General features: G+C 53.2%; 4 protein-coding genes. All 4 read right to left on the bottom strand.

All coding sequences use genetic code 11. The features are described from left to right. Positions 1 to 111 precede the first annotated feature (111 nt). The 4 genes from J6U32_RS27830 to J6U32_RS08345 all read right to left on the bottom strand — a co-directional run bounded on the left by J6U32_RS27830 (position 112) and on the right by J6U32_RS08345 (position 6,832). On the bottom strand, positions 112 to 1,416 hold the full coding sequence (locus tag J6U32_RS27830; RefSeq protein WP_432276994.1) for a polysaccharide biosynthesis tyrosine autokinase: 1,305 nt from the start codon (positions 1,414 to 1,416) through the stop codon (positions 112 to 114). A 189-nt stretch (positions 1,417 to 1,605) separates the two neighbouring features. Next, positions 1,606 to 2,796, bottom strand: a complete 1,191-nt coding sequence (locus J6U32_RS27825) for a polysaccharide pyruvyl transferase family protein (protein WP_425324146.1) — start codon at positions 2,794 to 2,796, stop codon at positions 1,606 to 1,608. A gap of 1,367 nt (positions 2,797 to 4,163) precedes the next feature. Then, positions 4,164 to 5,558 (bottom strand): O-antigen polysaccharide polymerase Wzy, encoded by a 1,395-nt coding sequence (wzy, locus tag J6U32_RS08350; RefSeq protein ID WP_208794638.1) that lies wholly within the window; start codon positions 5,556 to 5,558, stop codon positions 4,164 to 4,166. Positions 5,559 to 5,602: 44 nt separating this feature from the next. Beyond that, on the bottom strand, positions 5,603 to 6,832 hold the full coding sequence (locus J6U32_RS08345; RefSeq protein WP_208794637.1) for a glycosyltransferase: 1,230 nt from the start codon (positions 6,830 to 6,832) through the stop codon (positions 5,603 to 5,605). Between the last annotated feature and the right edge of the window lie 76 nt (positions 6,833 to 6,908).

Below are 6,908 nucleotides of genomic sequence, written 5' to 3'. Positions count from 1 at the left end.
ATATCGGATATATAAGTTACGCCGTGTCCGACGATCTCAAGAATCGGGAAAACTCAAAGCAACAAAGAGCTAATAACGGAACCCACTCATACGATCGACAAGCACGCCACCTCAGGAGGGGGACCTCGATTTGCCGGGATCAGCGTACCTATTGTAGTTTGAGTACAATGTCCGGCCAGGATCAATACTGTTCAATACGATCCTTGTATCGAAGTCACCAGCTTCCCTAAACGAGTCAACCGTAGCTAGCAACTCGTCTTTGCGCGTTCGATCACACCGAACTACTACCAACGCAAAATCGCACCACTTCGATAACACAAGCGCGTCGGCAAGTCCCAATACAGGCGGAGTGTCAACCACAACGACGTCAAATCGGAGCCTTAACGAGGAGATCACATCGGCACAACGTTCTGACCCAAGCAATTCGGTCGGATTCGGAGGAGTATCTCCAGATGAAACACAGTATAGATTCTCAGTGCCAGTCTTCTGAACAACATCATCCAAGCCCACCACACCTTTTAGGCAGTCGGTCAGCCCCGGCAGGCTCCTTACGCCAAGCGCAGCACAAACGGCTGGCCTCCGCAGATCGGCATCAACGATGACTACAGACTTACCGTCCTCAGCGAAAGCAGCAGCAACATTAAGGGCAGTTGTCGTTTTCCCGTCACCAGGGCTCGAACTAGTCACGAGGAATGTATTCACAGTCGAGTCCACATTGACGAAGCCGATATTTGCACGAAGGCGCCGGAAGTCTTCGCTTGCGGGGCTAGAACCCGAACTAAAATCCAATAAGGACCGCTTACCGAGGGAAACATCGCGCGAAATCACTCCCAGGACAGAATTTCCTACCTGGTGCGGCAGATCCGCAAGCCGTCTTATCCTTGTATCCCAGCGTCTCCACAAGAAAAGCGCACACAACCCCAATATCAAACCACCGGCCGCACCCAAGAGAAAATTAAAACGTATTCGGGGGGAAACTGGATCTGAGCTAGGTGTGCCATACGAAATTACCGTCAATTTAGCCAACGGCTCCGAGGATGCATCAGGCTTTTCGAGTAATCTTACGTACTTCACCATTGAAGACGACACCGCGTTAACTAAAGAGGCAGACTTCTGCGGATCGTCTGTCTTGGCGCGTATCGTTAGCAAGACTGTTTGAGGAGTTGGCGCCGAAGATAGCTCTCTCCGAGCCTCGTCCATAGATATCCGACCCCCGAAATTCGAAAGGGCATCTCGCAAAATAACGTCAGATGTGGTAAGTCTGGAATACGATCCCACTCGTTGCTGCGACGCAAGCGATCCTTGATACGCAGACTGACTATTCGAATCAGTACTCGAGGTCACATACAGAGTCGCCGCAGATGAGTAAACCCGTGTCTGTACCTCACTAATCGCAAACGCAACGACACTGCCCACAAGTGCACATACGACAATCACCCACCAACCCTTCACAAACGTTGGAATGTAGGCTTGAGCCACAGGTCTGTTCTCAATCAATTACATGCTCCAATCAATCATTCCTCGCCCACTCTAGGGCCGAGAAGTACGGCGATCATGTTCCATTTGGTCACGTGCAGCTGATCATGTCCGAATCTCATTTTCATCTCATCGGCCCAACAACCCCTCTTCGCGGAGTTTGTCAAATCGCCGCGCGGCGCCGTCATGGAACTCAAGGTGGCCTGAACAGGACAACCTCGCCGTTAGTTCTCGGTAATCCTGAGGTTTCGATCGAATATCGATCACATATCGTTCAAGCTCCATATCGCGCATCAAAGCAAAGTGCTTCTCTTCATAGGCCAGGAGGCCAACTCTCGCGCCACGGCAAAGCGCGGCAATACCGGCATGCATTCGCGCGGATAGAACTATCTCAGCAAAGTCGCAAACATTGCACACATCAGCGTACGACCCAGCGTCGACTATCGATACGGTCGAAATCCCTTCATTCCTAAGGCGTTCCACTATCGATAAAGACATGGCCAAGTCGCCCCCTATATTTGATGAGTCTATCCTTCGATGCATAGCCAAGAACCGTACCGGCCGGGGCACCAGTGAGTTCTTCACCAACTCCACTATTGTGCTTTCCAACTCACGTTGCTCCACCACCGATAGGTAATCGGCCCCCACCAGGCACAACACCGATCCCACACGTGATTCTGCCGCGGTGGCACAATAATTCGCAAAAGCAAGGTCGGGAACTAGGGCCGCATTCACGCCGAGGCGAGCCAGTGAATCAACCGTCGAAGAATCTCGAGCCCGCCATGATACATTCCGTGCCGTCAGCCGAACAATTATGCCCAGAAACCACGACCGTATTTCGACACTAACCGGCATAGTCTCGACTGAGACTCCAATTCGCGAAGCCCACCACCAAGTCCAAACTGTCAACAAAGTCTCTTTAAAGTATTGATCACCCAGATAACCACCGCCAACAGCAATTACACTCGAGGCGCGAGTATATAGTTCCGCAGACGAAGGCAGCAGTCCGATTCGCACTAGCCACCGCACTGATCGAGCCTGAACTCGCCTCGGCGCGAATGCGAGCGTAGATAGAGCAATCCACCGAACCGCCCACGCCAAGTAGATCTGGACTCTCTTGCTCCCCCGCGTCTCACGCAAGTCCAGCCTCGAAAACAATTTCGGGAAGAACGATACGCCAGGTATCTCAAATGACTCAGGATCGACAGCCAAACACACGACCTCTACACTCGCGCGCGCACTACGCGCGTAGCTCAGGGTCCGCTCAACTAGCTCCAGATCACCCAGATTCCTCGCACTGTAAGCCTCCGTAACCAGCACAGTTCGCACGGGTTCACGGTTCTCCTTGCCAGGTTCGTAAATCAACGCGCATTCCTTTCCAGAAGTACCAGAAACAGCATGAAAACTCCGGCCGCCAAACACGAACCGAAGAACGAACCGATAGCTGCTCCCCTCGCACCACCTAATACAGCCCCCGAAACACCAAGAGTAAGGGTGATCGGAGTGCTGACAAACCGCGCGTAGAGCAACACCCTCGAGTGCCCCGAAGCTTTAATCGCCAAACTACAAATGAACGTCACAGTTATAGGAGCCAGCGATAGCACCACGAAAGGGAGCACCGGCGATACAACCGACCAGCTCTGACCTAGCAGCGCAACTCCGGCCTTCGCTGGCAGTGCCCATGCGCAGATCGCTCCTAGCGAAGCACCTATCCATAACACACCTCCGAACTTGGCTATCGCACCCGCGCGAGACTGAACGCTATCTGACCATCGGCGCAAGAGCAGCGCCGGCAGAGTCTGGAGTACTACCCTTGCGGGCCCTATCAGGGAATCAGAGCCGCGAAGTGCGGCTGACGCCGCGGGGCCAGCAAGCGTTGTAGCTGCCCAGAATGTCCCCTGCAGCGACAAAACGCCAAGTAAATAGTCAGATCCAAACGGTAAGTTGAGCCTTCCGTAGCTTTTCAGATCATCGGCCGAATTCGCTGCCTGGCACTTCTTGGCGACGGAGCGGCTCATGAAGATCGGACCTGCGATTGCAGCCAGAGCGAAGCCGCACATGTAAAGATACGCATCGCCAACGTGCGCAGAAGACAGAATTATTAAAGTCGATACTTGGCAGGCTCCGCTAACTCCATCTGAAATCACCATTTTCAGCGATTCACTCTTGAGATACAGAAGGTATCTCACGAGGTCTTGCATGAACGGCCCCGCCAGCGAGGCACCCAGAGTTGCTACGGCCCAGTCCCCCGTTTCAATCCACACCCAAGTAGCACCACAGACGGCAGCCGCAACACAGAACCCCGCAGAACGCCAGCACGCTGCGCGCAACAACTCAGGAGACGGGCCTCGACTACCTAGAACAACAATTAGTGGCTCGACTACCGCCGCTCGCTGTAGTCCAACAACGAGCACGATAATAGTGAATACTATAGAGAACTGCCCAAACTGATCGATGCTGCTAGCTCGAGCCACGATCACCGTAGCCAGAAAGCTAGAGATCGAGTATACCGCCTGGTCCACCCCGACGCTTATTCTGTGGAGATTTGTCGCGGTTACTCGGCGCCGAAAAGACGACGGTTGGATGATGCGGCTTCGAATTCGAGATTGACGTTCAGCATTTATGTGACCCATTCGCAGCCCTTCAGCAGGTTCCTCCGCGGCAAGAGTAGATCCGCAACTTCTGTATCACACCTTGCCAGTTGATCTCTCGGTTCTATTTCTCGATCCACTTGCCAAGCGAGAAACTGCCCATACCGCGACGGCCAACCAAACGACGGTCATTGAGACGTTTCCAATCCCACCTCGAACCGCTACAAACAAATAGTAAATGAGAAGTATCGAGATGATAAGAACATCTACCCTGCCCGTTATCTTTAATAGCGCATGGATAAGAGTAGCGAATGCACCTATAATCACCATACCAATGGCTACGCCCGAAGTTCCGAAATTTAAGTACAACTCGCCGATCAACGTCGGCGGGAGCCCTCCCCCTGCAAACCCCTGACCGGCCGCATCCTTCAATACGAAATCGAAGGGCTGCCGACTTTCGCCCGGAAGCAACGCCAAGTAATTCCAAACTATGGTTTCGCCACCTTTGAACGGTATTATATCTGGAAATAGCGAGTAAACAGCGCCGATGTTAAGTCCGAAGGCGTTAAAGTATGTGGTCAGATATTTTGATATCGCACCGCCGTAGTTTCCGGTTGAGAGTAGCTGGAATGTCTCATAGTTCGCGAGACCTGAGCTGTAGACACGGTACAGCCCAATTGCGACCGCACCCAGAATCGCCAATATTCCCGCTACCAGAATCGATATCGTCCTTATCGGCCTTGTATATTGCCGGATCATCAGGAGCACCACAATGAACGCAAAAACCGTGTTTCGCCAGCCCGTAGAAGTTAATAGCAGAACGGTCATCAGTACCAAAGTGCACCTTACGCCTGTGCTTGTTCTAGTACATGCAGGCGAGCACAACAACCAAACTGAGACCATCATCAACATCGAGAGGTAGAAGGGCAGACCGCCACCTGTCAGGGCCGCCAATCTTGCGTTCTCTACATCTGGTTCAAGAATCGGTATTCCTCCAGCACGGTACCAATACCAGATCATCGCGAAAGCGCCAGTGCCGTATACGGCATACAGTATCCCGGGATCGAGTTCGCCTCGAATTCTCCGGCTCCCAACGTCAGGCGGCCTAGGCGTTGGAATAGCAAGCGAAGCTGCCACGGCGCCTAGTAAGTACGCGAGCATCCCCCAAGCAAGACCACGACCTACTTCAGATGCTGTTTCCGAGTATCCCATGAAAGCAAGAAGAGACGGCGCCGAGCCGAAGACGATACCCATTGTGAGCGGAACAAGAACGAATGGTGAAAGCGGGTCGAGCTCACGAATTCCGCGCTCCGTGGCAACAATAGCGATGACGGGGGGCCCGAACGATCCAGCAATGAACACCAGGTAGAAAGTGTCTGCAGCATCAACGCTGGCGGCGATGAAAATGTACGCGCAGACTATTATCGCGACGAGAATAATCGCGGTAACCGGTAGCCAACGCCTTGCAACGTAATCGAGAACTAATCCCACGCGTGTCTCAGGACTCAACATCCGCTGATATGACGATCCAACACTCATACGCTGACGCCTGCTACACTGAAGGCCTCCACCATATTCCTCTCCCAGGCTTTGAGAGACCATGCTGTGGCAGCATGCTGCCGAGCCCGCAAACTTCTTGTTCGCGCTTCCTCTGGGTTAAGCATGATTGCACGAAGCGTATCGGCCAAGTCGCCAACCGCGCCTGGGCGTACCAGGTACCCCCTCGATCCGCCCAGCTGGTCAACCATTCCACCAACTTCACTTGCCACGACCGGTAAGTCTTGCCTGATCGCCTCATATACGACGAGCGGGCTGACCTCATGCCATATCGAAGGAACGATCAGAGCGCGAGATTCTCTCATAAGTTGTTCGATTCGCTTCCTGTCAACTTGCCCCAGGAAGATGGCGTCCACACTTAGCTCATAGGCCAACCTTTGCAGTTCGTTCCGGGATCGCCCATCGCCCGCGATCGTTATTGACGACCGTGACTTGGCAGCCGCCCTGATCAAGACATCTACGCCCTTCTCAGGCACGAGGCGTCCGACGTATAGAAACCGCGCACCGTTGTCAGGGCATTTCTGATTTCCATGTGATAGTGGCACCGCATGCGGAACCGCCATTATTCGACTTTCGGGCACCCCCGCTCGAAGCACTGCCGTCCGCTGTAGGCTATTTAGTACCGTTACGACATCCGCCAGCTTATAGCTTCGTTGCACTTTTGTCGATATTGCCTCGATGGTGAGCGCAGCTCCCGAAGCTACACTCCCACCCCAGCAATTTTCGCGGACGGGAGCGATAAGAAATCCCATCCTTCTGTCGAGACATTTCGTGCATATCCTATTAGTCTTCTCCGAGAAGAGACGATAGTTGGGACACGCTATTTTATAGTCGTGCAGGCTTAGGACAACTGGCACTCCGTGACGTTTCAGTTCGTTAATTATCCCCATTCCCAGCTGATGATAAACGTGTAGTACGTATGCAGCGTCGGGCTGCTCTCTTTTGATAAGATCCCGAAGGGAATCCCGAGAGTCAAGCGAGATGGTGGCCCGGATAAGTCCTTTTAGCGCAGGCCCGAGCGAGCCGCCGCGAAAATCGACCTCCGGCGGAAAGTTCTCGATTTCATTGTTGGGTAACGTGTCCTTTTCGCGCATAGCAAATGGAATCACCTCATGGCCACGAGCTGCGAGCCAACGCGCCACTTCGAATGCGTGTACTTCAACACCTCCGGCGATCCGCCAGTACTTATTGATAAGAAGGATCTTCATGCTGTCAACCTTTTTCCATTGAGGCTGTCTGAGCGATGGTAGGTATATCTCGGGTATCGTAGATTCTCGAGTATCG

Origin of the sequence: Gordonia polyisoprenivorans (genome assembly GCF_017654315.1) — a bacterium.
GTDB classification, from domain to species: Bacteria; Actinomycetota; Actinomycetes; order Mycobacteriales; family Mycobacteriaceae; genus Gordonia; species Gordonia polyisoprenivorans_A.
The sequence above is the reverse complement of the archived record's forward strand: the minus strand, read 5'-3'. Positions and strand labels throughout refer to the sequence as shown.

Coding starts and splice junctions, on each gene's coding strand:
- J6U32_RS08345 (WP_208794637.1), bottom strand. CDS start 6,832: ATGAAGATCCTTCTTATCAATAAGTACTGGCGGATCGCCGGAGGTGTT.